Here is a 26,573-nt window from a genome sequence, read left to right on the forward strand (position 1 = left end):
AGGGCGCCAGGCGTGGAGGCGACCGGGCCGAAGGTGCACGACTGGCGGATTGACCCCCGGGAGTACGCCCGGCAGGAGGCGCGGCGCGGCCGCAGGCATGCCTACGAGCACCTCGACCCCGCCCGGACAGCCTTGGTCGTGGTCGACATGCTGCCCTTCTTCGTCGAAGCCAACCCGTACGCGCACGGCATCGTGCCCCGTATCAGCCGCATCGCCGGGGCGCTGCGCCCGGCCGGGGGAGTGGTGGCGTGGGTGCTGCCCGCCGCGGCGCCGCCGCTCGGCAGGGCGAGCGCCGAGTTCCACGGACCGGCGGCCGCCGCCCTGTTCGCCGCCGCCGGCAGAGGAGAGGGGCCCCTCCGCTCGCGCCTCTGGCACGCCTTCGACGTCCGGCCGGAGGACCTCGTCGTGGAGAAGAGCGCGTACAGCGCCTTCTTTCCCGGCAGTTCGTCACTGCCTCACCTGCTGGCCCGGCGCGGCGTCGACACCGTGCTCGTCACCGGGACCGTCACGAACGTCTGCTGCGAGTCCTCCGCGAGGGACGCCGCAACGACGGGCCTGCGCGTGGTCATGGTCGCCGACGCGAACGCCGCCCGGACCGACAGGGAGCACAACGCCGCCCTGCACACGATCTACCGGTCGTTCGGCGACGTGCGGACCACGGCCGAGGTGCTCGACCTGATCCGATGCGGAGCCCGCCGCCCGGCAGGACCGTAGCGGTCAGCAGCAGTCCTCCGCTTCGGCGTCCGGGCAGGTGCGGTCCGCCGCCACGGACACGACGGCGGTCCGCAGGTCGTCCAGGGCGTGCCCGAGCCGGTCGTCGGCGAGCGCGTAGCGGGTGCGGCGGCCGTCCGGCTCCGTGGCGACCAGGCCGCAGTCGCGCAGGCAGGCCAGGTGGTTCGACAGCCGGGTGCGGGAGACGCCGATCGCGTCCGCGAGGTCCGCCGGGTAGGCGGGCGCAGCCCGCAGCGCGAGCAGGATGCGGCAGCGGATCGGGTCGGCGAGTGCCCGCCCGAACCGGACCAGCACCTCGATGTCGGAGTCGGCAGACGGCACCCCACCACCCTACACAGCCGGCCGGTGCGGGCCGGCGGCCGCCGTGGGCTCCGCTAGGGGAAGGGCGATGTCGCAGGCGGGATCGGCCGCGCCGATCGCGGACCAGTCCGCGAAGTAGACCTCGCGCGGAGGGCCCGCCGGGGCCCGGCCGCGGGCGTTCGCCCACGCGTACACCGCGTCGTACGCGGACAGGATCTGCGGGTAGGCCGTCTGCGCCTTCGTGATGCGCGCGTACGCCTCCACCCGCGCCGGCTCGATCCGGTGGGCCGCCGGCAGCGCGCCCTCCCGGGCCGGATCCACCGGAACGCACAGCTCCACCGGGCCGTCGCCGTCCTCGTTCACTTCCCCGTGGTAGACGACGAACGGGTGGCCGAAGAACCCGCCGTGCGCCTCGGCGACCGGGGCCAGCCGGCCCAGGGCCGCCGGAATCCAGTCGGGGAGTTCCTCCGGCGTGATGTGCCGCTGCTCGACGAGCACCAGCTGCCGTGCCACCTCGCGCGTCCCGATCTCGTACATGTCGTCCGTCATCCCTTCGTCTCCCAGCAGGTGGATGCGGAGGTGCGCGGCCAGCTCCCGCTGGGCCGCGACGCGGCGCTCGACCCCGTCCCAGTACGCGGCGACCAGCCGGGCGGCCTCCGTCGCCGGGGCCGCCAGAACGGCCCCGACCTGCGCCAGCGGCATGTCCAGCCCGCGCAGCCGCACGATCAGCCGGGCTTCGCGCAGCCGGCTCTCCCGGTAGTACCGGTAGCCGGTCGCCGGATCGACACGGTCCGGCGGCAGCAGGCCCTGGCGGTCGTACAGCCGCAGGGCCTTCTGCGACAGGCGGGCCCGTCGCGCGAACACGCCGATCCCGAGCAGTGCGTCTTCCTCCACGCCGGCAACGCTCCCGTCTTCCCCAGGGGCAAGGTCAACCCGCCCGCCCACCAGAAACCCCGCTCCACGCGGCCCACGACGAGCCCCCCGAAGGGGCCCGGCATGCGTGCTCGTACGGCGGCCGCACCGGCGCACACTCCACATCACTGCATGCAAGCGCTCAACTCACCCCGCCTACAGGGCATTTGTTGCGCACGACCCTTGCCCTGTCGACCTCGTTCGCCAATGATGCTCCGGGCGTGTGCCGTCGGGGCGGTGACCGGCGGCCTGCATGCCCCGCCACCACCCCCCACAGGCCGGGAGGCCCGCCGTGCGTGCGAACCGTCACCTCCGCAGATCAGCCGCCACCCTGGGCGCCGCCCTCGCCCTGGTCATCGGCGTGCCCCAGACCGCGTTCGCCGCGCCCCCGCCCGCGCTCCCCGCCAACGCCGAGCCGATGGAACTGGCCTTCCAGCCCGCCTTCGACTACGACACCGACGGCTGCTACCCGACCCCCGCCATAGGCCCGAACGGCGTCCTCAACGGCGGCCTCAAGCCCACCGGCGCCCTCGACGGCAACTGCCGGGACGCCGCCGACCTCGACAACACCAACAGCTACTCCCGCGCCGCCTGCAACAACGGCTGGTGCGCCGTCGTCTACGCGCTCTACTTCGAGAAGGACCAGGCCGTCCCCGGCATCAGCCTCGGCGGCCACCGCCACGACTGGGAACACGTCGTGGTGTGGATCCAGGGCGGCGAGGCCAAGTACGTCGCCACGTCCGCCCACGGGGACTTCGTGATCCACTCCCGCGACCGGATCCGCTGGGACGGCAGCCACCCCAAGGTCGTCTACCACAAGGACGGCTGGGGCACGCACTGCTTCCGCGCCGCCAACACCAACGACGAGCCGCCGGAGAACCACGAGCGCACCTGGCAGTTCCCGGCGCTCGTCGGCTGGTCCGGCTACCCGGCGACCCTGCGGGACAGGCTCAGCCAGGCCGACTTCGGCAGCGCGCACTTCGGCCTGAAGGACGGCTCCTTCCAGTCGCACCTCGCGGAGGCGAAACCGGCGGGAATCCCCTTCGACCCCTACCTCTAGCCGCTCGGCGTGCCGTACGCTCAGCCGCCGCCGCGGTGGAGGAAGAGCAGGAGGTCGTGCGCCTGAGCGGGAGTCAAATCGACCGGAGCGGGCCGAGGGGCCTGCTCGCCGTTGGCGACGGCCGTGAGGTAGGCCTCGGCCTCCTCGGGCGGGACGCCCTCCAGCATCTCGTTGACCAGCCTCATCATCTCCTCGTCGGAGAGCTGCCCCGGCTCGTCGGGATCCGCGGGTGTCCTGTGGTCCATCGCCCCACCTCGCTGTGGAGCCGCCGGCCGCTTCCGACGGCAGCACAGAACATATACGCGGCGACGGCCCGCGCCCGGTACGGCACGCGCGTGCCCGGCGGACACGGCGGCCGGGGCGCTCAGTGGAGCCAGAAGAAGATGGTGTCCTGCGTGCGCCCCGCCGCCTTCGCGGCCTCCCATTCGACGGCCTCGTCCCGCATCGGCCCCAGCAGCACTTCCGCCGTCTCGCGGACTTCCGGGTCGAGCCGGTCGAGGACCGCCTCGTACGCCTCGACGACCTCCGCGGCCCGCGAGGCCGGGAAGGTGCCCATGCAGGGGACGGCGTCGCCGGGATGCGGCAGGCGCAGCGGCGGGCCGCCGAACAGGAGCGAGGCCGGCGCCAGGTCGCCGGGGACCCCGTGGCGGGTCATCTCGTCGTCGACTGTGTGGAACCACGAGGGCCGGTTCCAGTGGCCGAGGTCGTACGTGTCGGAGAACTGCACCGCGACCAGCGCCTGGAAGGCGTACGTGTAGCCGGGCCCCGAGTCCGTGCTGGGAGCGCCCTCCAGCAGCTCCTCCAGCGCTTGGGCGACGGGAACGTCCAAGGGGATGCCCTCGTCCTCGAACCGTGCGTCCGCCCGCGCGCACCTCTCCCGCGCCGCTCCGAGGACCCGGTCCTGCTCGGGCGTCCGCTCCACCGCCGTCAGCAGGCGGATCACGTTCCGCATGTCGCCGGTGCTCATTTCCAGGTTGCCCACAGCCCACTCCTCCGTATGCCGGCGTCCATGATCGCCGACGGGGAGGCCCCGGACGCACGGGCCACACCACAGCGGGTCGGGATGTGCCCGTGATGTCGCCGGTCCCGAGGAACACGACCGGTGCCCCCACGCGACCAGGCGCCGGGTCCGCCGACCGGGGCCGGGGAGCCGCTGCTCCCCGGTCCCCGGCTGCGCGGCCCGCCGCGCCCGAGCGCCGGGCGGCCGGGGGCCTCCCCGCTGACGCCCCGGAGGGCGTCACTCGAAGACGTAGAGCGCCCATCCCCGGGCGCCCACGAAGACGCACCCGTGCTCGCCGACGATCTCGGCCCCCGCCGCGTAGCACTCCTCGCTCGTGCCGTAGAACCCGACGAGCACGGGTCCGGCAGCCGCCGCCTCCGATGCGGCGGCTGCCGTGCCGGTGACGCCCCCGGTCAGCAGCGCGGCCGCCAGCGCGGCAGCGGTCGTCCACGTCCTGATGCGCATGTGCCCCTCCTCCGTCGTTCCCGCACCGGGCCGACTGCCGCGGCGCGGGCCTGTCCGTAGACAGCCTTCACGTGAAGGAAGGTAGGCGCGGGGTTCTGCCGGCCGGTACCAGCCGGAACAGGCGGGTACCGGCCGCGCCGGGTCAGTGGTCGTGCCGGGCGCCGTGCTCCAGATGGTGGGGCCGGTCCGGGAGCGCCACGCCCAGCGGCCACGGCGGGGACTCCCCGTCGGGGCCGGTCGTGGTGAGGGGGATGCCCAGGCTCCGGCACATGCGGTGGACGCGGGCCAGCGCGCTGAAGGTCATGGGGGAGGGGTGGCGGGACGGCAGCCGGACCACCACCCGCCCGGGGCGGTGGGCATGCACCAGCACCTCGATCTCCAGGGCGGCCGCCGCCCGGTTGCCGACGTCCAACTCCCGCGGCACCTGCACGTACAGGGCGCCTTCCGCGATGTGGTGGGTGATGACCACGGTCTGCCTCCCGCTCACCGGGCTCCGGACCCTCCGCCGGAGCCGCGACGGCTGGTACCAGTCTGGGCCCTGCGCCGCACCCGTGCGAGCCCGCGCCACCGGGCCCCGGACGCGGTGTCGTGCCCGCCGGAGGCGGGCCCGGCCGGATCGCCGGGAGGGGCTACCGGCCGCGCCAGGCGAACTTCCCGGGCCGCACCTCGATGCGGTACTGGACCTCCTGCACGGCGGCGCGGGCCTCCAGCCAGCAGCTGTACAGGGCCGCCTCCCGCTCGCCGGCCACCCCGTTCATGATCCGGTCGCGGGTCGCGTGCATCCGGTCGCTGCTCAGGTTCGCGACCCATGCGACGTACTCCTCCAGGCTCCGCCCCTCCTCGCGGGCCGCGGCCTCCAGGACTTGCCGATACCGGGGGAGGATGTCGCCGATGCGCTCCATGCGGACCCGCCACCGGCAGGCCTCCCCGTTCCCCATGGGCTCGACGGTCCAGCCGTCGCCGCCGGCGTCCCGGCGCTGGAACAGCGGCATGCTCTCCCCTCCCCGGCGACAGCGCCCCCGCTGCCGCCCGCTCCGGCGGCCCGGCCCGGCGCGCACCGGCACGGCCCGCCCCGGTGGGGGCCCGCCCGCCTCTGCCCCCAGGTTGGCAGCGGCCCGCCCGGCGGGGAAGGGCCGCGCACGCGGAGCCGCCCCCGGCCCGATCCGCCGCTTCCGCCTCCCCCACCTCGGCGACGATCCGTGCTAGCCTGGTCACGTTGCAGTTTTGGCACCCCATGGATTTGTGTGCGCCCGACGCTATGCGATGGGCGCACTTTTTGTTTTCCGGCACCTCCGGATGGGCTCATTTCAGCGACGGGGCCGCGCACGGTGTGCGACCCAAAAACTCCCAGAAGGAGAACTCATGGCTACCGGTACCGTGAAGTGGTTCAACGCTGAAAAGGGCTTCGGCTTCATCGAGCAGGACGGCGGCGGCCCGGACGTCTTCGCCCACTACTCGAACATCGTCGCCAACGGCTTCCGCGAGCTCCAGGAAGGCCAGCGCGTGAACTTCGACGTCACCGCCGGCCAGAAGGGCCCGCAGGCGGAGAACATCACCTCGGCCTGACCCGAGCTTGATGCCTCGCGGCGCGGTCCGTCCCCACCGGGGACGGACCGCGCTTTTTTCGTACGGGGCCCCCGGATCTGCGGTCAGCCGGTGACGGCGTAGCCCAGCGGGCCGCCGGGGCTGATCTGGCCCTCGCAGTTCGGGTCGTTGGACTCGAACAGCTCGCGGCTGCCGTTGACCAGGCAGCGGTAGAGGGGCGCGCTGGCCACCCCGGCCGGCGGGGCGTCGTGGATCCAGCCCAGGCGCGTCACGTACTGCTGCCCCTCGCAGTTGACGTCGACGGTCAGGAAGTGGTCGCCGCGCACGACGCACAGGTAGAGCGGATGCGTGCCGGCGGCCGGCGCCGTGTAAAGCCGGCCCATGCTGCCCTCGCGGGCGTAGCCGTCGGGGACGTGCCAGACGCTGCTGAGGTGGTCCTTCCCCGACTTCAGGAAGCGGTCCAGGCTCAGCTGCGGCGCGGCGACCGCCGGCTCCCCCACGCAGGTGAGCTCGCGGATGGACGTCCAGTAGCCGCCGATGCCCGGAGAGTCCGTTCCGTTCGTGATGCGGCACTGGGAGGCGTTGAACCCGGTGGCCGCCGCCTTGGCGAGGGCCGCCTCGTAGGCGGCACGCTGCGCGGTGTTCAGCGGCCCGCCGCCGACGCCGGTGTAGCGCAGCTGGACGGGGCCGACCCCCGCCGCGGAAGCGGCCGCGGCGGGGCCGGGAGCCGGTGCCGCCTGGGCCTGGACCGAGCCGGCCAGCGCGGTGGTGCAGGCCACGGCCACGGCCAGGAGCACGGCCCGTAAGCCTCGTTGACGTCGCATGGTGCTTCTCCCAGGGGTCGTCCGGCCGGGTGGCCGGGCATCGGCCCGACCGCCCGGGGGATTGTCTTGACGCCGGGAAACGTAGCCGGCGGCGCCGAAGGCACGGCACCCGCCTGTTCAGGGGGCTCGCGTCAGGACGACGGGTCGGTCAGGATCGCCGGATCCGACAGCCCGGGCGCCCCGGTCTCGACCTTGCCGGCGAAGCGCCGCACGAAGTCGGCCGTACCGGACGCGGTGACCGTCACGTCGTACCAGTGGCGGCTGCCCTGCAGGGACACCGTGTGCGCGACCGTGGCGCCCCGCGCGACCGTGAGGCGCTGCGGGCTCCCGCCGTAGGCGCTGGTGACGGTGAGGACGGCCGTCGAGGCCCCGTTGTTGGTGCAGGTGAGGTCCAGGTCGCCGGTCGCGGCGTTGTGGCGGGCGGTGACCTCGGGCCCGGGGATCGTCCCGGGATTGCGGAAGCCGCGCACGAAGCCGTTCGGGCCGTGCACCGTCAGGTCGGTGACCCCGCCCGAGTAGCGGGTGTTCCAGGTGTCCGCTATCGACGTCCCGGCCGCCGTCGTGTACGTCCAGGGGGCGTCGGTGCGGTTGCCGGACGTCACGTGGAACTGCGCGCCCAGCGCCGGTCCGCCACTGAACGTCAGCCGGAACTTCCCCTCGGCGGTGAGCGCCGTGCCGTCCGCGTACGGGGCGTATCCCAAGGGGCGGGTGGGGCGCGCGCCCCTCTCCTGGCGCGGCATGCTGCCGACGGCCGGGGCGGGGGCCGGGAAGTCGGGGTGCCGCTCGCGGTCCCGCGGCTCCCAGGCCCCCGTGTCGGGCAGCGGGACGGCGCGGGTGTCGCTGCGTCCGAAGTCGAAGGCGGAGGTCAGGTCGCCGCAGACGGCGCGGCGCCACGGCGAGATGTTCGGCTCGCGGACGCCGAAGCGCTGCTCCATGAAGCGGATGACGGACGTGTGGTCGAAGGTCTCGGAGCAGGAGTAGCCGCCGGTGCTCCACGGGGACACGACCAGCATCGGCACGCGCGGGCCCAGGCCGTACGGCCCGGCGGCGTAGCCGGGTTTGCCCGGGAAGACGTCCAGGGCGGTCGGCACGGTGGACAGGCCCTGGCCGGCGTTGGCCGGGGCGTACGGGGGGACGACGTGGTCGAAGAACCCGTCGTTCTCGTCGTAGGTGATGAACAGGGCCGTACGGGCCCACACGTCCGGGTTCGAGGTGAGCGCGTCCAGGACCTGCGCGATGTACCAGGCGCCGTAGTTGGACGGCCAGTTGGAGTGCTCGCTGAAGGCCTCGGGGGCCGCGATCCAGGAGACCTGCGGCAGCCTGCCGGCCTTCACGTCCGCCCGGAGCCGGTCGAAGTAGCCCTCGCCCGCCTTGGCGTCCGTGCCCGTGCGGGCCTTCTCGTGCAGCGGGCTGCCGGGTTGCGCGTTGCGGTAGCTGTTGAAGTACAGGAGCGAGTTGTCGCCGTAGTTGCCCCGGTAGGCGTCGTTGATCCAGCCCCAGTGGCCGGCCGCGTCGAGGCCGTCGCCGATGTCCTGGTAGACCTTCCAGGAGATCCCGGCCGCCTCCAGCCGCTCGGGGTAGGTCGTCCATCCGTAGCCCAGCTCGGCGTTGTCGAGGACGGGACCGCCGCCCTTGCCGTCGTTGCCGGTGTGGCCGGACCACAGGTAGTAGCGGTTGGGGTCGGTGGAGCCGATGAACGAGCAGTGGTAGGCGTCGCAGATCGTGAACGCGTCGGCGAGGGCGTAGTGGAACGGGATGTCCTCCCGGGTCAGGTAGGCCATCGTCGTGGGCGTCTTGGCCGGCACCCAGTTGTCGTACCTGCCCTTGTTGAAGGCGCTCTGGCCGCCCGCCCAGTCGTGGTTGAGGCCCTGCAGGAACTCCATGCCGAGGTCGTCGGACGGCGGCCGGAAGGGCAGCGTCACCTTGCCCGACCGGTCGGCCTGGTGCCAGACGGACTTGCCGCTCGGAAGGGTCACCGGGCGCGGGTCGCCGAAGCCGCGCACGCCGCGCAGCCTGCCGAAGTAGTGGTCGAAGGAACGGTTCTCCTGCATGAGTACGACGATGTGCTCGACATCGGCGAGAGTGCCGGTGGCGCCCTGCGCCGGGATGGCGGCGGCGCGCGCGATGCTCTCGCCCAGCACGCCCAGGGCGGCGGCGCCACCGGTGAGCTGCAGGAACCGGCGGCGGTTGAGTTCTGCCATGGCGGACGACCTCTGCGGTAGGGGGCGGGGACCGGCCCCCAGGACATCGGGCGCCGGGGGCCGGAGGGGGAGCCTGGCGTGACGGCGGGGGATACGCCAGGCGAACGGCAGCCGGATCCCGCAGCGGTTCGGCCATTCGTCCCAAGTCCCCCTGCCCGCCTGGCCGTCCGCCCCTCCGCGTGTCCGCCCCCCCGTCGCGCCGCCCCCGCCCGCCGGCGTGCCCCGGGCCCCGCCGGCCCGCCGCGCCCCGCCGGCTACGCGGCCCGAGCCGGGGCCGGGGCCGTCAGCGGGGGGTTCAGGCGGGCGAAGCCCTCCTGGCGCTCGTACGGGAAGTACGGGTAGGGCGCCGGGCGGTGGCTCACGGCGTCCAGCCGGGCGCTCTGCTCCGGCGTCAGGCTCCAGCCGACGGCGCCGATGTTCTGCCGCAGCTGCTCCTCGGTGCGGGCGCCGATGATCACGGACGACACGGTGGGGCGGCCCAGCAGCCAGTTGAGCGCGACCTGCGGGATCGTCCGGCCGGTCTCCTGTGCGATCGCGTCGAGCACGTCGACGGTGTCGTAGAGGAGTTCCTCGTCGACGGGCGGGCCGTAGTCCGCGGTCGCGTGCAGCCGGCTCCCTTCCGGCAGCGGCCGGCCGCGCCGTACCCTGCCGGTGAGCCGGCCCCAGCCGAGCGGGCTCCACACGAGGGCGCCGACACCCTGGTCGTGGCCGAGCGGCATCAGCTCCCACTCGTAGTCGCGGCCGACGAGCGAGTAGTAGACCTGGTGGGCGACGTACCGGGGGAAGCCGTCGCGGTCGGCCGCGGCCAGGGACTTCATCAGCTGCCAGCCCGCGAAGTTGGAGACGCCGACGTGGCGGATCTTCCCCGCCCGCACCAGCGTGTCGAGCGCCGACAGCACCTCCTCGACCGGGGTGGCGGCGTCGAAGGCGTGCAGCTGGAACAGGTCGATCCGGTCGGTGCCGAGCCGGCGCAGGGCGTCCTCGGTGGACCGGATCAGGCGGGACCGGGAGGTGCCCGCGTCGCCGGGCCCGTCGCCCATCGGCAGTCCCGCCTTGGTGGACAGCAGCACCCGGTCGCGCCGGCCCTTCACGGCCGCGCCGAGGACGGACTCCGAGGCTCCGGCCGAGTACACGTCGGCGGTGTCGAAGAGCGTGATCCCGGCGTCGATGCAGATGTCGACCATGCGGCGCGCCTCGCGGACGCCGGTGTCGCCCCACGCCCCGAAGAGCGGCCCTTCACCGCCGAACGTGCCGGCGCCGAAGCTCAGGACCGGGACCGTGGGACCGGATGTGCCGAGCTGCCTGTACTCCATGACGAGCCCCCCTCGGGAAAGGATGACGGATACGACTTAAGGGAACTGTGGACCCCTTAAGCTGGCCCCACCGTAACAGCGGAAACGCATTAATGGAACTGGAGACCCGTTATGACGTCGGATGGTGGGAGCACGGAGCCGGGCACCCTGCGGCCCGGCGGCCGCACGGCCCGAGTGCGGGCGGCGGTCCTGCACGCCGCGGGCGACCTGCTCGCCGAAGCCGGCTTCGACCGGCTGGACCTGGCCGAGGTGGCCCGGCGCGCCGAAGTCGGCAAGACCACCGTCTACCGCAGGTGGGGCACGCCCTCCGGTCTCGTCGCGGACCTCCTCGGCGACATGGCCGAGCAGTCCGCGCCCCGCACCGAGACGGGCTCCCTCGACGGCGACCTCCTCGCCAACGCCGACCTCGTCCGCCGCACCCTCGCCGACGCGCGCCAGGGGCCGCTGTTCCGGGCCGTGATCGCGGCCGCCGGTACGGACCCCCGGGCCGCCGAGGCCCTGCACCGCTTCTACACCGTCCGCGTCGCCGAGTGGGCGCCCTGCGTCCGCCAGGCCGTCGTCCGCGGGGAACTGCCGCCGGACACGGACGCGGAGGAGGTCGTCCGGAGCGTTTCCGCCCCCCTGTACTACCGGCTGCTGACGACCGGCACGCCCCCGGACGCCGCCGCAGCCGAGCGTGCCGCCCGCGCCGCCGCGGCCGCCGCCCGCGCGGGCGTCTTCACTGCGGCGGGCCCGGGGCCCGCCGCGGGCTGACGGTCAGGCGTACAGGAACACGGCGTCGAACCACACCCGGTCGTCCGCCTCGTGCAGGAGGAACCGCCCGTCGGCCCGGTCGTTGCCGTCGGCGCCCGGCTGCGCCGGGTCCCGGGCCAGGACCGTCAGGTCGTACGCCGTGCTCGCCCGCCAGCCCGCCCGGTCCGGCACGTACGGCGCGAGCGGGGCCGGGACGTCGCCGGCCAGGGCCACCGTCTCGAAGCGCTCGCCCGCCGGGGCCGCCGCGAGGGTGGCTGCCACCGTGCCGGGCGCCGTCCGGGCCACCCCGACGAGCCGGACCCGCGCGTCCGGCCCGGGTGCGGCCTGTCGCTTCCCCGCCGCGTCCAGGTCGTAGCCGAGCCAGTGCGCGTCGGACAGTTCGCCCAGGGCCGCGAACCGCTTGTGCAGCGGCTCGACGTCGGTCCGTACGCGGAGGTGGTCCTCGTTCGGCCGGAGACCGGCACAGCCGACCGCCCCCGCCGAGGGGGCCAGTGCGGCACTGCCGAGGAGGGCCAGGAATCCGCGGCGCCCCGTCCGCCCGCCCCGCATTCCGCTCACGATCCCCCCTGCACGTCCGCGCGGCCGACCCGCCCCGCTGCGCCGCGGCTCGCGCAGAAGGGGACACCGGGGGGACGCGCGGGCGGCCCGGGCGGTTCCACCGAGGGCCGGCCGGCTGTCAGGGCGCGGGGGTGAAGAGGCCTTCCGGCGCGTCGTCGAGGACGAACCCGTTGTCGAAGCGGATCCGCGCCGTCACCCGGCGCCGGTCCCGCTGCCAGGCGGCCCACTCGGGCTCCAGTGCCCCGACCTGCTCCTCGGCCTGCCGGCGGCTCGCCGGCGGCATCTGGGCGCCGAAGCTGTCCAGGAGGGACTTGAGCCGCTCGTACTCCCGCGCCTGCGGGCCCTGTTCCCGTACGTGTTCGTCCACGCGCTCGACGGTCCCCTCGCAGCCCGCGGCCAGCGACAGGAACCCGGCGGCGGCACCCGCCTCGACCGCGGAGCCCCCGGCCGCGGTGACGGAACCCGCCAGCCTGAGGTCCGCTGCCAGCCTGACCCGCAGGCCCTCTTCGAGTTCCACCGCTTCCCGTACCCCTCCGGTCCTCGGGGCCGTCCGCCCCTCCCGGCGCGCCTGCGCCGGAACCCCGCCATTATCCGGCGCGGCGGACGGGCCGGGTGTACGCCAGCCGGTGCCGACACGACCCCGACAGTCGTATATTCCACAACCCGCAGGGGGCAAATGCTACTGATGTACCGCAAACGCACCGCACTCAGGAGGTATGCAATGCGTGCAGGTCTTCTCCGTTTCACCGTCGTGCTGGGTGCCGCCGCGGCCCTCGGCCTCGGCGGAGCCGCGGCGGCCACCGCCGACGGCGTCGGCAACTCGGGCATCGGGAACTCCGGTGTCGGCAACTCGGGCATCGCGAACTGGGGCGTCGGCAACTCCGGTCTCGCCAACCTGGGCGTGGGCAACTCGGGCATCGCCAACGAGGGCGTCGGCAACTCCGGTCTCGGCAACTCCGGCGTGGGCAGCTCCGGCCTCGGCAACAAGGGCGTCGGCAGCTCCGGCATCGGCAACTAGCAGTCCGGTCCCGGGAGCCCCTGGCTGCTCGACCGCCGCGGCTCCCGATCCCGACGACGGCCTCCGGTGCGGTGGCGGCACCAGCCCACCACCGCATGCGGGGGCTCCCCCCTGCGTACGCACGGCGAGCGGCCGCCGGGGGAGCGCAGTGGGGACGGTCAGTGAGCCGAGAACCCGCCGTCCACGAAGACCGCCTGGCCGGTGATGTAGCCGGACGACCGGCCGGCGAGGAACACGGCCGCACCGGCGAAGTCCTCGGCCAGCCCGTTCCGCCCGACCAGCGTCCGCCGGGCCAGCGCCGCCACCGTCTCCTGGTCGGAGGCCAGCCGTGAGTTGAGCGGGGTGAGGACGAAGCCCGGCACCAGCGCGTTGCATGTGACCCCGTGCGGCGACCAGGCCTCGGCCTGCGAACGGGCCAGCGACTCGAGCGCCCCCTTCGACACCCCGTAGGCCCCGCTCTGCACGAACGCCCGGTGCGCCTGCTGCGAGCTGACGTGGATGATCCGCCCGAAGCCCCGCTCCGCCATGCCGGGCCCGAACCGCTGCCCCAGCAGGTAGGGCGCCTCCAGGTTCACGGCCATCGTGGCGTCCCACACGGCGTCGTCCAACTCGCCCATGGGCGGCCGCAGGTTGATCCCCGCGCTGTTCACGAGAATGTCCGGCTCACCGAACACGGCGGCCGCCCGCTCGGCCGCGGCGCGCACCCCGTCACGCGTGCCGAGGTCGGCGCTCACCCAGGCCGCCCGGCAGCCGTCCGCCGCCAACTCGTCCACCGTGGCTGCGAGCTCCGCCTCCCGGCGTGCCACGACGACGACGCCGGCCCCGGCGCGTGCGAGGGCGCCGGCGATGGCCCGTCCGATGCCGGAGCTCCCGCCGGTCACCACGGCGACCAGGCCGTCCAGCGAGAACATGTCCGCGAGGTGGCGCTGTGAAGTCATGCCCGCAGCATAGGAGGAGACCGCCGTGCGCACCGTTCAGCCGGGGCGCGGTACGACCATGACGGGGCAGCCCGCGTGGCGCAGCAGGTCGGCGGTGGTCGACACGAGGCGGATGCGGTGGCCGTGGCGCGGGCCGCCGAGGACGAGCAGGGCGGCGTCACGGGTCGCGGGCAGCAGCGCCACGGGGGTGGCGGTCGGCGGTACCTGCACCCGGACGGCCAGCCCCGGCCAGTGCCGACGCAGCACGGCCGCCTCGCCCTCCAGGAGCCGCCGCTCGGCCGCCAGGACGCCCTCCTGACTCTGCTGCCCCGGCGGGGCGAGGCCCGGGGGAAGGACCTGCGGCCGCAGGTCCGCGTGGAGGACCAGGAGAGTGGCGTGCCGTACGTGCGCCTCGGCCGCGGCCGTCTCCAGGACGGCCCGGTCGCGATCCGGATCACCGACCGCCACGGCGACCGGGCCGCCGCGGGCCGGCCAGTCCCGCATCACGGTGACCGGACAGCGGGCGCCGGCCGCCACGGCGAACGCCACCGAACGGTGCAGCAGCCGGTCCAGGCCCCGCCCCGGCGGCCCGACGACGACCACCCGGCAGGACGCGGACTCCTCGACCAGCCCGGCCGACGCGTCCCCCTCCCGTACGAGCGCCTCGACGGCCATGCCGGGGAAGCCCGCCCGGACCTCCTCGGCGTGGACGGCCAGCCGCTCGCGCGCCTCCTCCGGGTCGCCGGAGGAGGCCAGGGCGTGCAGCAGGACCAGGCCCGTGCCGTGCAGGACGGCCTGCCGCGCCGCGTAGAGGACCACGCGCGCCGCGTCCGGCCCGGGCCGCACGCCCGCCAGTACCGGGCCCCGCCGCACCGGGGTGCCGCGCCCTTGTCCCGCGCTCTCCATCCGGACCTCCCGGGGGCGGAGCCGACGCGCCGTGGGGCCGGCTCCGTCCTCGGCCTGCCCCTGCCCGCCGACGCGCCGGGCACACCTGGAGCCGGCAGGCGGCCAACGACTCCCGGGGCGCGCAGTGTTAGCTTTGTCCCGTGGCGGATCACCGGGACGAGACCAGGGCGGCCTACGACGGCGTCGTCGAGCTGTACGCGTCCCTGTTCGCCGACCGGCTCGAAACCAGGCCCCTCACGCGGGCCGTGCTCGGCGCCTTCGCCGAGCTCGTACGCGGGACGGGGAACCAGCGGACGGCCGACGTCGGCTGCGGCCCCGGACACCTGACGTCCCTGCTGCACGGCCTCGGCCTCGACGCGTTCGGGATCGACCTCTCCCCGGCCATGGTCGCCCACGCCCGGCGGGCCCATCCTGAGCTGCGGTTCGACGAGGCCCGGATGGAGGCCCTCCCGGTCGCGGACCGTGCGCTCGGCGGCGTACTGTCCCACTACTCGATGATCCACACGCCGCCCGCGGAGCTGCCCGCGCTCCTCGCCGAGCAGGTCCGGGTCCTCGCACCGGGAGGCCTGCTGCTGGTTTCGTTCTTCGCGACCGACGGGCTGGAGCCGGTCCGCTTCGACCACAAGGTGGCGCCCGCCTACAGCTGGCCGGTCGACCGGTTCGCCGCGCTTCTGGCGGGCGCCGGCCTCGTCCCCTTCGCCCGGCTGGTCCACGACCCCGCATCCGAGCGGGGCTTCCTCGACGCCCACCTGCTGGCCCGCGCCGGCACCACCCCGTGACGGCACCACCCGAGGAGGCCGCGTGCCAGGAGAGAAGGACCTCCGCACCCTGCTCGCCTCGATGAGTCCGCAGCTCAACGAGGGGGAGTACGTGTTCGCGCTCGCCCCGGCGGGCGAGGTGCCGGAGGGCGTACGCCCGGTGGCCACCGTCCGGGAGGAGGAGGGGCTGACCCTGGTGCTGCCGCGCGCGGACGCCGACCGGCTGGGGCTCGCTTACGACTACGTCGCCGCGTGGATCACCCTGCGCGTGCACTCCGCCCTGGACGCGGTGGGCCTGACCGCCGCCTTCGCGACGGCCCTGGCCTCGGCGGGCCTGAGCTGCAACGTCGTGGCGGGCTTCCACCACGACCACCTGTTCGTGCCGTACGACGAGGCGCCCCGGGCACTGGCCGTCCTGGCGGACCTCGCCGGCTGACGGCCCCGTGCCGCCGCCCGCGACTGCGGTACGGGGGCCTGCCGTGACGCCCGATTCCGGCGACACTGGTGAACACGTCGGGGCCGCCGTCCCGGAGGCCCCGACGACCGCCGACGCCGACGGCGTGGACGGTCGCGACGCCCACCGGCAGGACAGGGTCCGCACCATCCGGACCCGCACGCAGAGAGCGGCCACGTGATGCCCGATCCCGACGCCTCCCTCCTGGCCCCGGTGCTCGTCGCCGCAGCCCTGGTGATCCGTACCGCGGTGGTGGAGATGCGGCAGCCGGGCAGCGCCCGCCGCACGTGGGCCTTCGCCGGCAGCCCCCGCGCCGTGGCGGCCGGCGCGACCGTCACCGCGGCCGTCCTGCTGACCGGCGCCGGCCGCACCGGCTGGACCGCAGCGGCCTGGGCCCTGCTGGCGGGCGCCTTCACCGCCCACCTCACCGGCCGCGACCTGCGCACTTCCGCCCCGGAGCCCGCTGCGGGCAGCGGCCCGCCCATGACCCCGCGCCGGATCGGAGCGCTGGCCGCCGCGGTCTGCACACCGCTCGCCGTGGCCGGGGCGGCCCTCCACACCTTCCCCGGCCCCGGCCTCCCCGCCCTGGCCGTCGGCCTGGCACTGCTGCTCACCGGCCTGCTCCTGGCAGCGGCCGGCCGCCGCTGACGGCGCCCGCGCGCGTCCCCGGCCGGCATCGCCGGGGTCAGGACGGCAGGGCCATCAGCAGCAGGGGCGCGGTGGTCGGCTGGGGCGATCCGCCGACGGGTTCGAGGCTGAGGCCGACCGCGGTCGCGTCGGCCGGGTCGCCGCTGAGCCGGACGGTTCCGTCGCCGGAGAGGAAACCGGCGGGGCGCATGGTGCCGTCGTGGTCGAGCCACAGCTGGTACACCTTGCCGGCGGCGGGCGCAGGAAGGTTGCCGGCGGTGAAGACGGCCCGGTTCTGCCGGTCGGAGGCCACCACAGTGGTCAGGGCCCCGTTGGCGGCCCGGCCGTGGACGGTACGGGCATCGGGCGCCGCGAGGACGGAGCTGACGTCGTCCAGGCGCTGCTCCGCCTGCAGGGCCCGCTGTCGCAAATCCTCGCCCTGCCGGACCTGCCACACGGCCAGGCCTGCGAGCGACGCGGCGGCGGCCAGGCTGGCGGCCAGGGCGAGCGGCAGGGCCCGGCGGCGTACGCGGCCGCCGCGGGCGGTCGCGGGCACGGCCGGGGGCACCCGCGGGGGCAGCTGCCGCACACCGTCGATCGCGTCCATGACAGCCTGCTTGGCCGACGCCGGCGGCGGCTGGGAGGCGGCTGCGGCCAGGCGCGCCGCGGTGGCCAGGAACTCCGCGACCTCCTGCCGGCAGGACTCGCACTCCTGCAGGTGGCTTTCGAACACCGCTCGTTCGCCGGGGTCGAGGGCGTTCAGCGCATAGGCGGCGGCGAGGGTGTGGGCATCGGACGCGTGGTGTTTCATGCGGTCACCCCCATGCAGTCGCGGAGCCGGATGAGCCCGTCGCGCATGCGTGTCTTGATGGTGGGAAGCGGTGTGCGCAGGGCTTCGGCGACTTCACGGTAGGTCAGCCCCCGGTAGTAGGCCAGGTTCACGGCCTGGCGCTGAAGCTCGGTCAGGCCGTGCAGGCACCGGCGCACCTGTTCGCGCTCCAGTCTGGTCTCCACCTGCTCGGCGACCTCGTCGAAGGCGGTCTGGTGCTCCCGGACGGCCTGGATGTGCTCGCGGTCCGCGGCCGCCTGGGCGGAGCGGACCCGGTCGACCGCGCGGCGGTGCGCGATGGTCGCGGCCCAAGTGGTCACGCTCCCGGCGTCGGGCCGGTAGCGGGCGGCCTGCCGCCACAGGTCGATCATGACTTCTTGGGCGACCTCTTCCGACTGCGCACGATCGCGTACGACCCTGAGGACGATCCCGTGGACCAGCGGCGCGAGGGCGTCGTAGAGCGCGGAGAAGGCCTGCTTGTCGCCGCGGGCGACCTGCTGCATGAGCTCGGCGAGGTCGGCCCCGCCCGGGGTGGGGCCGGCGCCGAAGGGGAGCGGCTGGTTCACCGGCCGGGCTCCGGCCGGGGTGATGAGGGGGAGGGGCCGCCGGGGCAGGCCGCCCGGGGGAGGGGTGTCCATCGCATGCCGGTCCTTGTCCTCGTCGTCTGCGCGGGGCCGCCCCTGCCGGGCGGCGGGGCGGGGCCCGGCGCCGAAACGTCTGGTGTGTCGGGTGTCCTTCGTAGCGGACGGCCGTACGGATGGGAGGGCACTTCGCCGCCTTCGACGAGTCGGGACAGCCCGCCCGGGGGAGGAGAAGGGAGGAGCCGCGCCGGGCGGCGACGGACCGGCGGCGCGGCCGGATGCCCGGCCACGGCGCGCCACGGACGCGGATGTTCACTCTTTCGGGTGTAAGGCCAATCCGCCGGGCGAGTGCCGCCGAATCCGGTACGTGAGCAGCTTCCGCAACACCTTCTCCCGCGTCGCCCCCGGCGCCCTGGCCGGACTGCTGGCCGCGTTCGCGGCGCTCGGCGCGGCCGAGCTGGCAGCCGGGGCGGTCCGGCCGGCCGCCGGCCCGGTGGCGGTCGTGGGCGGCGCGGTGGTCGACCTGGCGCCGCCCACGGTGAAGGACTTCGCGGTCCGCACCTTCGGGGAGGACGACAAGGACGCCCTCCGGATCGGAATCCTCTCCCTGCTCGCGGTCAGCGCCGCCGTCCTGGGCGTACTGAGCCTGCGTCACCCCCGGGCCGGGGCGGCCGGCGTCCTGCTCTTCGGAGCCGTCGGCGCCGCTGCGGCGCTGAGCCGCCCCGACGCCGCCGGCCTCGGCGACGCGCTTCCCTCACTCGCCGGTGCGGCGGCAGGGGCGGCCGCCCTCCGCTTCCTCATCGCGCGGACTACAGGTGCCCCGCCGGACCAGCCGGCCGGGAGCGGACCGGGCGGCCGGGACAGGCGGGGCTTCCTCACCGCGGCGGCCGCCACCGCCGGCGCAGCCGCATCGGCAGGAGCCCTGGGCCGACTCCTCGCCGCCCGAAACGGACAGGACGCCACCGCCTCCCGGAACGCCCTGGTGCTGCCGCGGCCGGCCTCCCCGGCCCCGCCCGTCCCGGCCGGCGCGCAGCTGAGGGTGCCCGGCATCAGTCCGTTCACCACGCCCAACCGCGACTTCTACCGCGTCGACACCGCGCTCGTCGTGCCGAGGATCGACGCCGCGGCCTGGCGCCTGCGCATCCACGGCGGGGGCGTGGCACGCCCCCGCACCCTCACCCTCGGCGACCTCCTGGCCCGCCCCCTCGTCGAACGCGACATCACCCTCACCTGCGTCTCCAACGAGGTCGGCGGGCCCTACACCGGCACCGCCCGCTGGCTCGGCGTCCCCCTCGCCGACCTCCTCCGGGAGGCGGGCGTGCGGCCGCCGTCCCGAGGCGGCAGGTCCGACCAGCTGGTGGCCCGCTCCGCGGACGGCATGACCCTCGGCTCCCCGGTGGAGGAGCTGATGGACGGCCGGGACGCGATGCTCGCCGTCGGCATGAACGGCGAACCGCTCCCCTTCGACCACGGCTTCCCCGTCCGGATGCTGGTCCCCGGCCTCTACGGCTACGTCTCCGCCTGCAAGTGGATCACCGACATCGAACTGACCTCCTTCGACGCCTACGACCCCTACTGGGTCCGCCGCGGGTGGGCCCGGCGGGCGCCGGTCAAGACCCAGTCCCGCATCGACACCCCCAAGCCGTTCGCCCGCCCCGCCGCCGGGCCGGTCACCGTCGCGGGCGTCGCCTGGGCCCAGCGCAGGGGCATCACCCGGGTCGAGGTCCGCGTCGACGACGGGCCCTGGCAGGACGCCGACCTCGCCGCTCCGACGGGCGCGGACACCTGGCGGCAGTGGACCTACCGCTGGGAGGCCTCTCCCGGCGGACACACACTCACCGTCCGCGCCACCGACGGCACCGGGCGGGTGCAGACCGAAGAGCGAACCCGCACCGCCCCCGACGGGGCGAGCGGCCGGCACAGCGTCTTCGTCACCGTCCCCCAGACCACCGGACCGGCCCCCTCGCAGGCCGGGCCGGGAGCACCACCCCCGACCACCGATGTCCTGACGAACAGCCACTGAAGGAGTGCAACCCCATGAACACCATCCGCATCCGCCGTACCGCGGTCGCCGTCGCAGCCGCCGCCGTCCTGCCCTTCGCGCTCGCCGCGTGCACCGACTCCGGCAGCGGCACCAAGGCCGCCCCCACTGCGGGTGCCGAAGGCGCCGCCGCGACCGCCGGAAGCACCCCGATGGACGGCGGGGCGGCCGGCGGCAAGCCGTTCGGCCCGGCCTGCGCCGGCGTGCCCGAGGAGGGCGCCGGCTCCTTCGACGGCATGGCCAAGGACCCGGTCGCCACGGCCGCCTCCAACAACCCGGCCCTGTCCACCCTGGTCACGGCGGTGAAGCAGGCCGGCCTCGTCGACACCCTGAACAGCGCCAAGGACATCACCGTCTTCGCGCCCACCAACGACGCCTTCGCCAAGATCCCGAAGGCCGACCTCGACAAGGTCCTCGCCGACAAGGCGGCCCTGACGAAGATCCTCACCTACCACGTCGTCGGACAGCGGCTGACGCCCCAGCAGCTCGAGAACGGCTCCTTCGAGACCCTCCAGAAGGGCATGGTCACCACCACGGGCTCGGGCGAGTCCTACAAGGTCAACGACACCGCCGCGGTGGTGTGCGGGAACGTCAGGACGGCCAACGCCAACGTCTACATCATCGACACCGTCCTGATGCCCAAGTAGCGGCCGCCGGGGCCCGTCCGCCAGGGGGAGGGGCGGGCCCCGCAGCGGGCCGGCCCCCAACCTTGCGGGTGCGGGCCGCGGCGTACGATCAGCCGGTCCCCGTCCGCAAGGAGTCCCCGCCCGGTGTCCGCCGTCATTCCGCCGCCCCGCCCCGCAACCGGCCTGCTGCCCGTGCAACCGCTCGACCGCCTGGAGGACGGCGAGCGGCTGCACGGCCTGCTGTGGCGGGCCGGCCCGGGCTGGCGGATGATCAGCAGCGCCGTCCTCGGCGGCGGCATCGGCGAACGGGCCTGGGTCCTCAACGCCCAGGTCTCGCACGGCTACCGGCGCACCGACCCGGAACGCCATCTCGCCGAGCTCGCCCGCGACGCGGGCGCCAGCGGCCCGGGCGTCGGGCTGATGACGGCCGCCGACGTCCGCGCGCACGGCCACGCGCACGACGCGGGTGCGGAAGCGGTGGCCACCGCGGGGCTCGGTGTACGGGGCTGGGCGGCCGCCGCCGCGCAAGGGGCCACCGCGGCGCCGCCGCCGGGCACGGTCAACATCGTGGTGGCGCTCCCCGTGGCCCTGACCGATGCCGCACTGGTCAACGCGGTGGCGACCGCCACCGAAGCCAAGGTGCAGGCGCTGCTCGACGCCGGCTACGACTGCTCCGGCACCCCGACGGACGCGGTGTGCGTCGCCGCCCGTGCCCCGCGCGGGGGCGAGGCCGTCCAGGCCTTCGCCGGCCCCCGCTCCGAGTGGGGCGCCCGCCTGGCCCGCGTCGTCCACCGGGCCGTGTACGCCGCTGCCCCTCCGCCTGCCTGAGCGGGATCCGCGCCCCCAGCCAGACGCGGAGGAACACCGCAAAACGGTGCAGAATCACTGCGACTTTCCGTGCACGCGCTCGCGCCCCAGCCTGGAGTCCTCGGGGCCGGTATGCAGCCATCCACGGGAGGACCCATGAGCCTGCGCGACGAACTTCCGGTCGACCACCCCCTGAACAGGGTCTACCGGATCGGCGCCGCCCTGTGCGGCCTGCTGCTCCTCGTCTTCGGCTGCCTCGGGTACGCCGACAGCCTTTCCGCCTTCGACACCGACGGGCAGCAGATCGCCGGCCTGTCCACGAACGGACTCCTGAGCACCGTGTCGGTCGTCTTCGGACTGCTCCTGGTCGTCGCCGCCCTCATCGGCGGCAACGTGGCCTCATCCGTCAACATCGCGGTCGGCGTGCTGTTCCTGGCCAGCGGGTTCCTGCACCTGTTCCTCATCGGTCGCTCCGGCAACATCCTCGACTTCGGCCTCTCCAACGTTTTGTTCAGCTTCCTCATGGGCCTGTTGATCATGACGTTCGGCATGTACGGCCGGGTCAGCGGCGGCCTCCCGCACGACAACCCGTACTGGCGGCGCCGCCACCCCGACCGGGCCGCCCGCGAAACGGCGGGCCGCCCGCGGCTCGGCCCGGCGGCCGGCCGGCCCGCCGAGCTGCCGAGGAGGTGAACGTGACCCGCGGCGGCGCCCGGGTGCTGGTGGTCGGCGCCACCGGCGAGATCGGCACCCTCGCCGTCCGCGGGCTGGACGGCAGGCGCTGCCGGACCGCCCTGGCCGGCCGCGACCGCCGCCGCCTGGCGGACCTCGCGGCCGCAACCGGCAGCCCGGCCCGGGGCATGGACGCCTACGACCTCCAGGGCTGCGCCGGTCTGGCCCCGTGGGCGGCCGCCGCCCTCGGCGGCCTGGACGGCGTCCTGGTGACCGTCGGCGTCGCCGCCTTCGGGCCCGCCGCCCGGGTGTCGGACGCCGCCGCCGAGCACCTGCTCACCGTGAACGCCCTCTGCCCCATGGCGGTCCTGCGGGGGGCCGCCCCCGTCGTCGGCGACGGCGGCTTCCTCGCCGCGGTGACCGGCGCCGTCGTCGACGCCCCCCTGACCGGTACGGCCGACTACGCAGCCTCCAAGGCCGCGCTCGCCTGCTGGCTCGGCGTCCTCGCCCGCGAGCTGCGCAAGCGGCGGGTGGCCGTCGTCGACGCCCGCCTTCCCCACCTGGACACCGGCTTCGCCGCCCGCGCCGCCGAGGGGAGCCCCCCGCCGCTGCCCCGGCCCGGAGACCCGGCCGCCGCGGTGTCGGCCCTGCTCGACCGACTGCTCGCCCCGGCGGCACCCGCGACACCGCTCACGACACCGCTCTGGCGCCCCGGGCCCGCAGAACAGACCCGATGAACCGTCCCACCGTCCACCAACCGCTCCGAGGAGGGAACATGTCGAACTCCAGGACGCCGCCCGGGGAGACTCCTCCGGCCGAGGGATCCACCGCATCCGCCCACCGGGAACGCGCGGACGGAGGCCCCTGGGAGCACCCCGGAGCCTTCCTCGCACTCGTCGTCCTCGGCGCAACCGTGGTCGCGGCCTTCTTCGCCGCACGCCTCTGGGGCTGACGATGGCCTCCCCGCACACCGACCGGCCACCGCCGCAGGAGCGGTACGGCCTTTCGACCGGTGCGGTCGCGCGCCGCCTGGGGGTGTCGCCGACCACGGTGCGCTCCTGGGAGAAGCGGTACGGGATGGCGCCGGAGGAACGGCAAGAGGGCCGCCACCGGCGCTGGGCGCCCCGCGACGTGGCGATGCTGGAGGACATGTGCCGGCTCACCGCCTCCGGTGTCCCGCCGGCCGAGGCGGCCCGGGCGGCCCGGGCCGCACGCCATGGCACGGCGGCGGCGCCAGCGCTGCGGCCGTCCCCCGGCTCCGGTGCTGCGCGCCTGTCCGGGCCGGAGCGTCCGCGTGCCCCGGGTGGCGTGCGCCCGGAGTGCCGGGGGCTGGCCCGGGCCGCCCTCCGCCTCGACAGCCCGGCCGTGGAGGCCGTGCTCGGCGGCGCCGTTCGGGACCTCGGCGTCGTCTCCGCCTGGGAGGAGGTGATGGCGCCGGCGCTGCACGCCGTGGGCCGCAGGTGGGGGGAGTCCGGCGAGCGGTACGTGGAGGTGGAGCACCTGTTGTCCTGGCACGTCTCGACGGTGCTGCGCACGGCGTCCGCCTGCGGGCCCCCGGCCGTCGGGGCGCCGCCCGTGCTGGTGGCGTGCATGCCGCAGGAGCAGCACACCCTGCCGCTGGAGGTGCTGGTGGCAGGACTGGCCGAGCGGGCACTGCCGACACGGATGCTGGGCGCGTCCGTGCCGGCGGAGGCCCTGGTCGCGGCCGTGCGGCGCTCGGGCCCGGCGGCCGTGGTGCTGTGGTCGCAGAGCCGCTGCACCGCCGATGCCGTCCTGGCGCGGCGCGTCGTGCAGTCGGGCTTCGGCCTCAAGGGGGCCCGTACGGCGCCCCTCGTTCTCCTCGCGGGACCCGGCTGGCCGACGCACCGCCTGCCCCGGACCGCACTCCACCCGTCGGGCCTGCGCGAGGCGCTGCACGCGCTTTCCGGCCTCTACCGGAGCCGCCCTGCCGGAGCCTGAGGAGGGGAAGCGGCCGTTCCCTCACGGCCCCGCTCACCGCGGCGCCGGTGCGGCGGGGACGAGGTACAGGCCGTCCGGATAACACCAGGCCCATCGGGCGCCGCTCGTGCAGGACTGCGCTATGGGGTGCGCGGACGCCGCGGCGTGGGCGTGCGCATGCTGCCCCGGGGAGCTGTCGCAGCAGCCGACGTGGCCGCAGGTGAGGCACCGCAGCAGGCCGACCCGCGGGGTCCCGGCCCCGCAGTCCTCGCACCCCCCGCCCGCGTGGCGGACGGGCCGGAGGACCGCCTCCCCGAGATGGGCGCAGACGGGTTGCTCCACCAGCCCCCCGTCGGGGGCCGGTGCCCAGAACGGGGTCTCCGCTTCACGTCCCATCGCTCCTCCTCGTCGGACCGCGCTACTCCCTTTGTCGGTCCGGGCCCGGCCCGCGGATGCATCCGCATCCGCGTCCGGGCCCGCGCCGTCCGCCGAGGCGGCTACCAGGAAGACCTGGCCACCCCCGGGAGGAAGCCCGCGTGGGCCTGCTCCCGCACGCGGACCCGGGAGAGCCCGAACTTCCTCAGGTGGCCCCGGGGCCGGCCGTCGACGGCGTCCCGGTTGCGCACCCGGGTGGAGCTGGCATCCCGCGGCTGCCGGCCCAGCTCCGCGAGGGCCGCGCTCCGTTCGGCCTCCGTCGAGGACGGCCGGCGGAGGATCTCCTTCAGCTCGGCGCGCCGCACGGCGTACCGGGCGGCGAGCACCTTCCGCTTCTCGTTCTGGGCGATCTTGGCCTTCTTCGCCATCAGACCTTCACGCCCCGGGCCCGGATCCGGGCCACGGCGGCCTCGACACCGATGGCGTCGACGGTCCTGACGGCCCTCGCGCTGAGGCTCAGGCGCACGTACCGCCTCTCGCTCGGCAGCCAGTACCGCTTGCTCTGGATGTTCGGGTCGAAGCGGCGGGAGGTGCGCCGGTGGGAGTGGGAGACGGTGTTGCCGAAGCCCGGGCGGGCCCCGGTGAGCTGACAGTGGGCGGACAAGGTGTTACCGGCCTCTCTCGACGTCGTTATTGGAAACGATTTCCATTCCCGTATAGTAGCGGCATGGCTCGCAACGACACACGCCCGATCGTCAAGCTCCGCTCCACCGCCGGCACCGGCTACACCTACGTCACCCGCAAGAACCGCCGGAACGACCCCGACCGCCTGGTCCTGCGCAAGTTCGACCCCGTGGTGCGCAGGCACGTCGACTTCCGCGAAGAGCGCTGACCCCGTTCCGAGTCCCGGCCCGCCCGGCCGCCGGACCGCCGCCCCCTACGAAAGGCACTGCAGTGAAGCCCGGTATCCACCCCGCCTACGGCCCCGTCATCTTCCGCGACAAGGCCGCCGACTTCGCCTTCCTCACCCGCTCGACCGCCACCAGCGACAAGACGGTGGAGTGGGAGGACGGCCGCACCTACCCCGTCATCGACGTCGAGATCTCCTCGGAGAGCCACCCCTTCTACACCGGCACGGCCCGCGTCCTGGACACCGCCGGGCGCGTCGAGCGCTTCCAGCGCCGCTACGGGAGCCCGGCGTGACCCTCCCCCTGCCCGTCGTCCTCGTCGCCGGACTCCACCGCGACGCACGCAAGCAGGTCGTCGGCCGGCTGCTCCGCACCGTCCCCGACAGCGTCGCCCTCCACCACGACCTGGCCACGGCGCCGGCCGGCACCGTCCTGCGAGTCGTCCGCGACGCCTCGGGCGAGCTCTCCCGCGGCGAGGCGCCCCTCGTCAACGACTGCGCCTGCTGCGCGCTGCGCGAGGACCTGGTGCCCGAACTGGTACGCCTCGCCGCCGGCGGCCTCACGCGCCTGGCGGTCGTCGAGCTGTGGGACTCCGTCGAACCCAGGGCGATGGCGGAGGCCGTCGCCGCACACGGCGGCGACGCCCTCCGGCTGGCCGGCGTGGTCACCGCAGTCGATCCCGCGCTCGTGCTCCCCTGCCTCGCCAACGGCGACGACCTCGCCGAGGCAGGGCTGGCCGCGGCCGCCACCGACCAGCGCACCGTGGCGGACACCTGGGCGCGGCAGCTCGAGTACGCACCCGTGCTGGCCCTCGTCGGCAGCGGCGGCGCCGACGAAGCCGACCGCGCCCTGCTCGCCCAGCTCCACCCGACGGCCCGGCGCGTGGACGCCGACTCCGGCGAGCTGGCCGCGTTCGCCCTGGCCGGCTTCGACGTGGAAGCGGCGGCCGCCGCCCAGCACCCGGCCTGCGCCCTGCTCCCCCAAGAGGCCGAGGAAGCCGGCGTCACCACCTTCGTCTGGCGCGGCCACCGTCCCTTCCACCCCGGGCGGCTGTACGAGGCCCTCGAAGACCTCTGCTGCGCCGCCGTCCGCAGCCGCGGCCGGTTCTGGCTCGCCGACCGCCCCGACACCCTGCTCGCCTGGGACGCCGCGGGAGGCGCCCTGTGCGTGGAGAACGCCGGCCCGTGGCTCGCGTCGCTGCCGGACGCGGCGTGGGAGCTCGTCCCGCCGGTGCGCCGGGCGGCCGCCGCGCTCGACTGGCACCCCGAACACGGCGACCGCTGCCAGCACCTGGTCTTCACCTCGCCCGGGCTCGACCGGCACGGCCTGGAGCGGCTCCTGGAGTCCTGCCTGCTCACCGATGCCGAATACGCGGGGGGTCCGGGGTCCTGGCGCGAGCTGCCCGCCGCGTTCGACTCCCTCCTCGACCCCGTTTCCTGACGCCCCTCCTGCG

General features: G+C 75.1%; 38 protein-coding genes. 19 read left to right on the forward strand and 19 right to left on the reverse strand.

Annotated elements, in window-relative coordinates; genetic code table 11:
• The first annotated feature begins 12 nt into the window (after nucleotides 1-12).
• Nucleotides 13-714 (forward strand): cysteine hydrolase family protein, encoded by a 702-nt coding sequence (locus tag IE170_RS14850; protein WP_189809832.1) that lies wholly within the window; start codon nucleotides 13-15, stop codon nucleotides 712-714.
• Nucleotides 715-717: 3 nt separating this feature from the next.
• Here the strand turns inward: IE170_RS14850 and IE170_RS14855 are convergent, their stop codons facing one another.
• Both IE170_RS14855 and IE170_RS14860 read right to left on the reverse strand, forming a co-directional pair.
• The gene (locus IE170_RS14855; RefSeq protein WP_189809833.1) at nucleotides 718-1,053 is read right to left on the reverse strand and encodes an ArsR/SmtB family transcription factor; all 336 of its coding nucleotides are present in this window, start codon (nucleotides 1,051-1,053) and stop codon (nucleotides 718-720) included.
• Between the two features lie 9 nt (nucleotides 1,054-1,062).
• Nucleotides 1,063-1,926, reverse strand: coding sequence for a MerR family transcriptional regulator (locus tag IE170_RS14860; protein WP_229884768.1), 864 nt, complete (start codon nucleotides 1,924-1,926; stop codon nucleotides 1,063-1,065).
• Nucleotides 1,927-2,236: 310 nt separating this feature from the next.
• On the opposite strand from IE170_RS14860, the gene IE170_RS14865 reads away from it, so the two are divergent.
• Nucleotides 2,237-3,004, forward strand: coding sequence for an NPP1 family protein (locus IE170_RS14865; RefSeq protein ID WP_229884775.1), 768 nt, complete (start codon nucleotides 2,237-2,239; stop codon nucleotides 3,002-3,004).
• Between the two features lie 20 nt (nucleotides 3,005-3,024).
• On the opposite strand, the gene IE170_RS14870 is transcribed toward IE170_RS14865, so the two are convergent.
• The 5 genes from IE170_RS14870 to IE170_RS14890 form a co-directional block, all read right to left on the reverse strand.
• Complete coding sequence (locus tag IE170_RS14870) at nucleotides 3,025-3,249, reverse strand: hypothetical protein (RefSeq protein WP_189809836.1); 225 nt, start codon at nucleotides 3,247-3,249, stop codon at nucleotides 3,025-3,027.
• Between the two features lie 119 nt (nucleotides 3,250-3,368).
• Nucleotides 3,369-3,986, reverse strand: coding sequence for a DUF7691 family protein (locus IE170_RS14875; RefSeq protein ID WP_229884777.1), 618 nt, complete (start codon nucleotides 3,984-3,986; stop codon nucleotides 3,369-3,371).
• 255 nt (nucleotides 3,987-4,241) lie between these two features.
• Complete coding sequence (locus tag IE170_RS14880; RefSeq protein ID WP_189809837.1) at nucleotides 4,242-4,469, reverse strand: hypothetical protein; 228 nt, start codon at nucleotides 4,467-4,469, stop codon at nucleotides 4,242-4,244.
• Between the two features lie 142 nt (nucleotides 4,470-4,611).
• The gene (locus tag IE170_RS14885) at nucleotides 4,612-4,956 is read right to left on the reverse strand and encodes a hypothetical protein (RefSeq protein WP_189809838.1); all 345 of its coding nucleotides are present in this window, start codon (nucleotides 4,954-4,956) and stop codon (nucleotides 4,612-4,614) included.
• A 142-nt stretch (nucleotides 4,957-5,098) separates the two neighbouring features.
• Nucleotides 5,099-5,461: a hypothetical protein gene (locus IE170_RS14890; protein ID WP_189809839.1), complete on the reverse strand. Its 363-nt coding sequence runs from the start codon at nucleotides 5,459-5,461 to the stop codon at nucleotides 5,099-5,101.
• Between the two features lie 370 nt (nucleotides 5,462-5,831).
• Here IE170_RS14890 and IE170_RS14895 point away from each other — a divergent pair, with 370 nt between their 5' ends.
• Nucleotides 5,832-6,035, forward strand: coding sequence for a cold-shock protein (locus IE170_RS14895; RefSeq protein WP_125544771.1), 204 nt, complete (start codon nucleotides 5,832-5,834; stop codon nucleotides 6,033-6,035).
• A gap of 83 nt (nucleotides 6,036-6,118) precedes the next feature.
• Here the strand turns inward: IE170_RS14895 and IE170_RS14900 are convergent, their stop codons facing one another.
• From IE170_RS14900 to IE170_RS14910, 3 genes are all read right to left on the reverse strand, one after another.
• Nucleotides 6,119-6,838, reverse strand: a complete 720-nt coding sequence (locus IE170_RS14900; RefSeq protein WP_223856758.1) for a hypothetical protein — start codon at nucleotides 6,836-6,838, stop codon at nucleotides 6,119-6,121.
• 131 nt (nucleotides 6,839-6,969) lie between these two features.
• Entirely contained in the window at nucleotides 6,970-9,039 is a 2,070-nt protein-coding gene (locus IE170_RS14905) for a phosphocholine-specific phospholipase C (RefSeq protein WP_189809840.1), read from the reverse strand.
• A 254-nt stretch (nucleotides 9,040-9,293) separates the two neighbouring features.
• A complete protein-coding gene (locus IE170_RS14910; protein ID WP_189809841.1) occupies nucleotides 9,294-10,352 on the reverse strand; it encodes an aldo/keto reductase in 1,059 nt (352 codons plus the stop codon).
• Nucleotides 10,353-10,463: 111 nt separating this feature from the next.
• Here IE170_RS14910 and IE170_RS14915 point away from each other — a divergent pair, with 111 nt between their 5' ends.
• On the forward strand, nucleotides 10,464-11,105 hold the full coding sequence (locus IE170_RS14915) for a TetR/AcrR family transcriptional regulator (protein ID WP_189809842.1): 642 nt from the start codon (nucleotides 10,464-10,466) through the stop codon (nucleotides 11,103-11,105).
• Nucleotides 11,106-11,108: 3 nt separating this feature from the next.
• Here the strand turns inward: IE170_RS14915 and IE170_RS14920 are convergent, their stop codons facing one another.
• On the reverse strand, nucleotides 11,109-11,663 hold the full coding sequence (locus tag IE170_RS14920; RefSeq protein ID WP_189809843.1) for a hypothetical protein: 555 nt from the start codon (nucleotides 11,661-11,663) through the stop codon (nucleotides 11,109-11,111).
• Nucleotides 11,664-11,781: 118 nt separating this feature from the next.
• Entirely contained in the window at nucleotides 11,782-12,180 is a 399-nt protein-coding gene (locus tag IE170_RS14925) for a hypothetical protein (protein ID WP_189809844.1), read from the reverse strand.
• 204 nt (nucleotides 12,181-12,384) lie between these two features.
• On the opposite strand from IE170_RS14925, the gene IE170_RS14930 reads away from it, so the two are divergent.
• The gene (locus IE170_RS14930) at nucleotides 12,385-12,681 is read left to right on the forward strand and encodes a pentapeptide repeat-containing protein (protein WP_189809845.1); all 297 of its coding nucleotides are present in this window, start codon (nucleotides 12,385-12,387) and stop codon (nucleotides 12,679-12,681) included.
• A 158-nt stretch (nucleotides 12,682-12,839) separates the two neighbouring features.
• On the opposite strand, the gene IE170_RS14935 is transcribed toward IE170_RS14930, so the two are convergent.
• Nucleotides 12,840-13,619 carry an SDR family NAD(P)-dependent oxidoreductase gene (locus IE170_RS14935; protein WP_189809846.1) on the reverse strand — a complete coding sequence of 260 codons (780 nt, stop codon included), beginning with the start codon at nucleotides 13,617-13,619 and terminating at the stop codon, nucleotides 12,840-12,842.
• Nucleotides 13,620-13,655: 36 nt separating this feature from the next.
• Nucleotides 13,656-14,504 carry a universal stress protein gene (locus IE170_RS14940; protein WP_189809847.1) on the reverse strand — a complete coding sequence of 283 codons (849 nt, stop codon included), beginning with the start codon at nucleotides 14,502-14,504 and terminating at the stop codon, nucleotides 13,656-13,658.
• A gap of 140 nt (nucleotides 14,505-14,644) precedes the next feature.
• On the opposite strand from IE170_RS14940, the gene IE170_RS14945 reads away from it, so the two are divergent.
• From IE170_RS14945 to IE170_RS32630, 4 genes are read left to right on the forward strand one after another with little or no spacing between them, the layout of a single operon-like run.
• Nucleotides 14,645-15,283, forward strand: coding sequence for a class I SAM-dependent methyltransferase (locus IE170_RS14945; RefSeq protein WP_189809848.1), 639 nt, complete (start codon nucleotides 14,645-14,647; stop codon nucleotides 15,281-15,283).
• A gap of 22 nt (nucleotides 15,284-15,305) precedes the next feature.
• Entirely contained in the window at nucleotides 15,306-15,698 is a 393-nt protein-coding gene (locus IE170_RS14950; RefSeq protein WP_189809849.1) for an ACT domain-containing protein, read from the forward strand.
• Nucleotides 15,699-15,741: 43 nt separating this feature from the next.
• Complete coding sequence (locus IE170_RS14955) at nucleotides 15,742-15,897, forward strand: hypothetical protein (RefSeq protein WP_189809850.1); 156 nt, start codon at nucleotides 15,742-15,744, stop codon at nucleotides 15,895-15,897.
• A complete protein-coding gene (locus IE170_RS32630; protein ID WP_223856757.1) occupies nucleotides 15,897-16,364 on the forward strand; it encodes a hypothetical protein in 468 nt (155 codons plus the stop codon). Before IE170_RS14955 ends, IE170_RS32630 begins: the two co-directional genes overlap by 1 nt.
• 37 nt (nucleotides 16,365-16,401) lie before the next feature.
• Here IE170_RS32630 and IE170_RS14965 read toward each other — a convergent pair whose 3' ends face one another.
• Complete coding sequence (locus IE170_RS14965; RefSeq protein WP_189809851.1) at nucleotides 16,402-17,154, reverse strand: anti-sigma factor; 753 nt, start codon at nucleotides 17,152-17,154, stop codon at nucleotides 16,402-16,404.
• Nucleotides 17,151-17,738: an ECF RNA polymerase sigma factor SigK gene (sigK, locus tag IE170_RS14970; RefSeq protein ID WP_373298993.1), complete on the reverse strand. Its 588-nt coding sequence runs from the start codon at nucleotides 17,736-17,738 to the stop codon at nucleotides 17,151-17,153. The genes IE170_RS14965 and sigK overlap by 4 nt, the downstream gene beginning before the upstream one ends.
• 382 nt (nucleotides 17,739-18,120) lie before the next feature.
• Here sigK and IE170_RS14975 point away from each other — a divergent pair, with 382 nt between their 5' ends.
• The 7 genes from IE170_RS14975 (at nucleotide 18,121) to IE170_RS15005 (ending at nucleotide 23,858) form a co-directional block, all read left to right on the forward strand.
• Nucleotides 18,121-19,776: a sulfite oxidase gene (locus IE170_RS14975; protein WP_373298990.1), complete on the forward strand. Its 1,656-nt coding sequence runs from the start codon at nucleotides 18,121-18,123 to the stop codon at nucleotides 19,774-19,776.
• Between the two features lie 14 nt (nucleotides 19,777-19,790).
• Complete coding sequence (locus IE170_RS14980; protein ID WP_189809854.1) at nucleotides 19,791-20,441, forward strand: fasciclin domain-containing protein; 651 nt, start codon at nucleotides 19,791-19,793, stop codon at nucleotides 20,439-20,441.
• Nucleotides 20,442-20,564: 123 nt separating this feature from the next.
• A complete protein-coding gene (locus IE170_RS14985; protein WP_189809855.1) occupies nucleotides 20,565-21,248 on the forward strand; it encodes an adenosylcobinamide amidohydrolase in 684 nt (227 codons plus the stop codon).
• 135 nt (nucleotides 21,249-21,383) lie between these two features.
• Nucleotides 21,384-21,920: a DUF4383 domain-containing protein gene (locus tag IE170_RS14990; RefSeq protein WP_189809856.1), complete on the forward strand. Its 537-nt coding sequence runs from the start codon at nucleotides 21,384-21,386 to the stop codon at nucleotides 21,918-21,920.
• Nucleotides 21,921-21,922: 2 nt separating this feature from the next.
• Complete coding sequence (locus IE170_RS14995) at nucleotides 21,923-22,636, forward strand: SDR family NAD(P)-dependent oxidoreductase (protein ID WP_189809857.1); 714 nt, start codon at nucleotides 21,923-21,925, stop codon at nucleotides 22,634-22,636.
• 38 nt (nucleotides 22,637-22,674) lie between these two features.
• Entirely contained in the window at nucleotides 22,675-22,851 is a 177-nt protein-coding gene (locus IE170_RS15000; protein ID WP_189809858.1) for a DUF6480 family protein, read from the forward strand.
• A 2-nt stretch (nucleotides 22,852-22,853) separates the two neighbouring features.
• Entirely contained in the window at nucleotides 22,854-23,858 is a 1,005-nt protein-coding gene (locus IE170_RS15005) for a MerR family transcriptional regulator (protein WP_189809859.1), read from the forward strand.
• A 33-nt stretch (nucleotides 23,859-23,891) separates the two neighbouring features.
• On the opposite strand, the gene IE170_RS15010 is transcribed toward IE170_RS15005, so the two are convergent.
• From IE170_RS15010 to rpmB, 3 genes are all read right to left on the reverse strand, one after another.
• Nucleotides 23,892-24,233, reverse strand: a complete 342-nt coding sequence (locus tag IE170_RS15010) for a UBP-type zinc finger domain-containing protein (RefSeq protein ID WP_189809860.1) — start codon at nucleotides 24,231-24,233, stop codon at nucleotides 23,892-23,894.
• 101 nt (nucleotides 24,234-24,334) lie between these two features.
• Nucleotides 24,335-24,640: a 30S ribosomal protein S14 gene (gene rpsN, locus IE170_RS15015; RefSeq protein WP_189809861.1), complete on the reverse strand. Its 306-nt coding sequence runs from the start codon at nucleotides 24,638-24,640 to the stop codon at nucleotides 24,335-24,337.
• Nucleotides 24,640-24,876 (reverse strand): 50S ribosomal protein L28, encoded by a 237-nt coding sequence (rpmB, locus tag IE170_RS15020; protein ID WP_189809862.1) that lies wholly within the window; start codon nucleotides 24,874-24,876, stop codon nucleotides 24,640-24,642. The genes rpsN and rpmB overlap by 1 nt, the downstream gene beginning before the upstream one ends.
• Before the next feature lie 63 nt (nucleotides 24,877-24,939).
• Here rpmB and rpmG point away from each other — a divergent pair, with 63 nt between their 5' ends.
• The 3 genes from rpmG to IE170_RS15035 all read left to right on the forward strand — a co-directional run bounded on the left by rpmG (nucleotide 24,940) and on the right by IE170_RS15035 (nucleotide 26,560).
• A complete protein-coding gene (gene rpmG / locus IE170_RS15025; RefSeq protein WP_125546721.1) occupies nucleotides 24,940-25,104 on the forward strand; it encodes a 50S ribosomal protein L33 in 165 nt (54 codons plus the stop codon).
• Nucleotides 25,105-25,166: 62 nt separating this feature from the next.
• Nucleotides 25,167-25,415, forward strand: a complete 249-nt coding sequence (locus IE170_RS15030) for a type B 50S ribosomal protein L31 (RefSeq protein WP_189809863.1) — start codon at nucleotides 25,167-25,169, stop codon at nucleotides 25,413-25,415.
• The gene (locus tag IE170_RS15035) at nucleotides 25,412-26,560 is read left to right on the forward strand and encodes a CobW family GTP-binding protein (RefSeq protein WP_189809864.1); all 1,149 of its coding nucleotides are present in this window, start codon (nucleotides 25,412-25,414) and stop codon (nucleotides 26,558-26,560) included. The genes IE170_RS15030 and IE170_RS15035 overlap by 4 nt, the downstream gene beginning before the upstream one ends.
• Nucleotides 26,561-26,573 lie beyond the last annotated feature (13 nt).

Origin of the sequence: Streptomyces toxytricini (assembly GCF_014649915.1) — a bacterium.
Classification (GTDB): domain Bacteria; phylum Actinomycetota; class Actinomycetes; order Streptomycetales; family Streptomycetaceae; genus Streptomyces; species Streptomyces toxytricini.